The sequence below is a fragment of the Armatimonas sp. genome (assembly GCF_031410135.1).
Classification (GTDB): domain Bacteria; phylum Armatimonadota; class Armatimonadia; order Armatimonadales; family Armatimonadaceae; genus Armatimonas.
Genome location: NZ_JANNYP010000347.1, coordinates 1 through 3260, shown reverse-complemented (window position 1 = coordinate 3260; position 3260 = coordinate 1). Strand labels below are relative to the sequence as shown.

Annotated in this window: 4 protein-coding genes and 2 tRNA genes; 4 read left to right on the top strand and 2 right to left on the bottom strand. The window is 59.8% G+C overall.

Translation table 11 applies throughout. The features are described 5' to 3' along the window. Positions 1-160: 160 nt before the first annotated feature. Together RMO15_RS12690 and RMO15_RS12685 are read right to left on the bottom strand one after the other, a co-directional pair. Positions 161-234: transfer RNA gene (locus tag RMO15_RS12690), tRNA-Lys, on the bottom strand. A 13-nt stretch (positions 235-247) separates the two neighbouring features. Then, positions 248-321: transfer RNA gene (locus RMO15_RS12685), tRNA-Thr, on the bottom strand. 201 nt (positions 322-522) lie between these two features. Here RMO15_RS12685 and tsaE point away from each other — a divergent pair. The 4 genes from tsaE to selA form a co-directional block, all read left to right on the top strand. Then, on the top strand, positions 523-960 hold the full coding sequence (gene tsaE / locus RMO15_RS12680) for a tRNA (adenosine(37)-N6)-threonylcarbamoyltransferase complex ATPase subunit type 1 TsaE (RefSeq protein ID WP_309712966.1): 438 nt from the start codon (positions 523-525) through the stop codon (positions 958-960). Continuing rightward, entirely contained in the window at positions 957-1625 is a 669-nt protein-coding gene (tsaB, locus tag RMO15_RS12675) for a tRNA (adenosine(37)-N6)-threonylcarbamoyltransferase complex dimerization subunit type 1 TsaB (RefSeq protein WP_309712963.1), read from the top strand. Before tsaE ends, tsaB begins: the two co-directional genes overlap by 4 nt. 3 nt (positions 1626-1628) lie before the next feature. Then, the gene (locus RMO15_RS12670) at positions 1629-2225 is read left to right on the top strand and encodes a hypothetical protein (protein ID WP_309712960.1); all 597 of its coding nucleotides are present in this window, start codon (positions 1629-1631) and stop codon (positions 2223-2225) included. After that, a partial coding sequence (gene selA, locus RMO15_RS12665; RefSeq protein ID WP_309712957.1) for an L-seryl-tRNA(Sec) selenium transferase occupies positions 2222-3260 on the top strand: 1039 nt, incomplete at its 3' end. The genes RMO15_RS12670 and selA, both read left to right, overlap by 4 nt.

Sequence of the window (3260 nt, the reverse complement as noted above, 5' to 3'; positions counted from 1 at the left end):
GCCCAATATTCCCAGCTCGAAGCGGCCAGCAAGCTGGAGCAGCTCGCGCCCCCCACAAGCGTCACAATAGAAGCAGGTAGCGTGGTACTTCCATTCACGCTTCCCCGGCGCGGTGTCTCAATGTTGCAACTGGAATGGCGGTAGGGACGTTTTATCTAAATGGGCGCGGCGGGATTCGAACCCGCTGCCTGCCGCTTAAAAGGCGGCTGCTCATTCCACTTAAGCTTCACACCCAAACTCGAAACAAAGCCCCGGGTCGGATTCGAACCGACGACCTTTCGCTTACAAGGCGACGGCTCTGGCCAACTGAGCTACCAAGGCAAAATAAAAACGGCTTTTCCCACATCAGGGAAAAGCCGTTGTCAGTGAGAAATGTGGTGCACTTCAGACGCGACGACAGACCCTCCCAAGGCGCGTATTTTTTGTCGAGCGCCGGGCTTTCAGGGTGGTCTTACGTTTTAATTGCATGATTCCTCTATCGCACGGCGGCGAATTATTGCTAAAGAGGCTACAATAACCGTCGTGAAATTTGTGGAGTTCTTGGTAGATTCAATCGAGGGGACTGACGCGGCGGCACGCTGGCTGGCGGAGCGCCTCAAGCCCGGCGATCTCGTGGGGCTCTCTGGGGACTTGGGAGCGGGAAAGACGACGTTTACGCGCGCACTGGTGGCCACCTTGGGCTCAAGCGCTCCGGTGTCATCTCCAACGTTTACGCTGGTGCATGATTATGAGGGAGTTATCCATATGGATGCCTACCGGCTCGGAAGCGGCGCGGAGTGGGAGGCGGCGGGCCTTGCGGAGTATCTCGATGGGCGTAACATCATTCTGATCGAGTGGCCTGAGTGCATCGCAGATGCCTTGCCTGAGCACCACTGGCACGTGACACTGATCGAGACCGGGCCAGAGTCTCGAACCATCAAAATATCTCCCCCATTCATGGGGGCCGGGGGGCTTTCATGAAGATACTGGCGTTGGATACATCCGGGGACATCTGCTCGGTTGCGGTGGCCCATGGCGCGGAGCTACTCTCGGAGTTTAGCTTTGCCCACCACCGTCGGCTGACCGAGCGCTTGCCGGGCATCGTGGACTTTGTCCTGAGCGAGGCGGGACTTACATTGGAGGAGCTGGACGCTATCGGGGTTGGTCTGGGGCCAGGGAGCTTTACGGGAGTCCGGGTTGGGGTGACCATGGCCAAGACCTGGGCAGAGGTCTTAGGAAAGCGCTTGATTGGGATTAGTAGCCTGGATGCAATGGCACGCTCGGTCAACGGTTCGGGTGCGGCAGTTGTGGTCGTGGTGCCCTCGCGCAAAGATGAGGTGATCGCGGCATTTTACAAACCAGATCGTCCCAACCCGGTCGTTGAGCCAAAAGTCATGCCCACAAGCGACGTGCTGGCTCAGGCGGTTGAGGTGCTCGGGGAGACGAAGCTCCTGGTGCTGGGGGAGTGTGCCCACTGGATACCGTCCTCGCCCTTGGCCACTATCCGCGCTACCTCCCCCCGCGCCTTTCAGATCGCAAGACTGGGGCAGGCCCGCCTACGTGTCCACGGCCCCGACGACCCCGCGACGCTGGCCCCGTCTTATGTCGCGCCTCCGCCCATCCGCACTCATTCCCCGGTACAATAGGCTATGGCCTACAATCGCTTTACCCTTCAGGAAGTTGAGCAGCGCTTTGGTTTACAAGTGGAGCGCGATGAACAGATGTTTCCGACGCCGCCACAGGCCATTCCCAGTGCGTTTTTGGAGACAACTTTAGCACGCAACCTCTCGCTTGCGTTGGACATGAATACAGAAAAGGCACGCTCGGAGCTCTTAATTGCCCCCGTGTTGGTCGAGATTATCGAGCAGCGGCAGCGTGAGATTAGCCTGCACTCGGGGATTGACTTCACGGTAGATCGCTCGCTTGGCCTAGCGGGCTTCTGCGATTTCCTGCTCTCCCGCTCCCCACAACGCACGGAGCTGGTCGCTCCGGTACTGACGGTCGTGGAGGCTAAAAAAGAGGACATTCCTGGCGGCTTTGGCCAGTGCCTCGCCGAGATGGTCGCCGCCCAGCGCTTCAATCAGCTTCATGACACGTCCATTGTGACCATATACGGAGTCGTCACCACAGGAGATCGCTGGCGTTTTCTGCGGCTCCAGGGCACTCAGGCAACGATTGATCCCACCGAAATCTATCTCGCCTCTCTTCCCACGCTTTTGGGAATTCTCCTCCGGACGGTTGCATGACCTTTCGCGATCTGCCGTCGGTGGAGAGGCTGAGCGCAGAGCTGGCTGAGCTGAATCATGAGCTGGCGGTGCTTGTGGCACGGCAGGCGATTGATGAGGCGCGTGAGAAGCTCAGAACCCACCCCGGCCCTCCCTCTACGAAGGAGGGGGATTTGGCGGAGCGTGCGCGTGCACTTGCCGCCGCGCTGGGGCGCAACCAGCTCCGGCGGGCGATCAATGCCACGGGCGTTCTGCTCCACACGAATCTTGGGCGTGCGACACTGGCTCCAAGCGCTGTGGCTGCGGTGGAAGCCGTTGCCGGTGGCCATGCGACTCTTGAGGTTGATGAAGAGACGGGCGGGCGGGGGAGTCGGCAGACGGTGATCGCGCAGCTTTTTCGCGAGCTGACCGGGGCAGAAGACGCAATCGTGGTCAATAACAATGCGGCGGCTACGGTGCTGGCGCTGGCCGCACTCGCAAATGGCAAAGACGTCGTTCTCTCGCGTGGGGAGCTGGTGGAGATCGGGGGGCACTTTCGCCTGCCCGAGGTGATTGTGCAATCCGGGGCACGGCTTGTGGAAGTGGGCACGACCAACCGCACCCGAATCGCGGACTACGAAAAGGCGCTTACGGAGAACACCGGGATGCTCCTGCGCTGCCACCCGAGCAACTTTCGAGTCGTGGGGTTAAAAGAATACGCATCACTGGAAGAGCTGGTTGCACTGAGCAAACGAAGCGCGATTCCGTTTGGCGATGACATCGGCTCAGGGGCACTCGTAGACTTTGCGCCTTTTGGCCTCACCGACGAGCCACAGGTACTAAAGAGCGTTTCGGCGGGTGCGGATCTGGTGTGGTTCTCGGGTGACAAGCTTCTCGGAGGGCCACAGGCGGGAATTTTAGTGGGGCGTAAAGACCTCATCGCGGCCTGCAAGCAGCATCCCCTGATGCGTGCCCTGCGTCCCGATAAGCTGACACTCGCCGCACTGGAAGCGACCTTACGACTGTATAAAACAGGGCGAGCCTGGGACGAAATCCCAATCCTGCGGCGCATCAAGC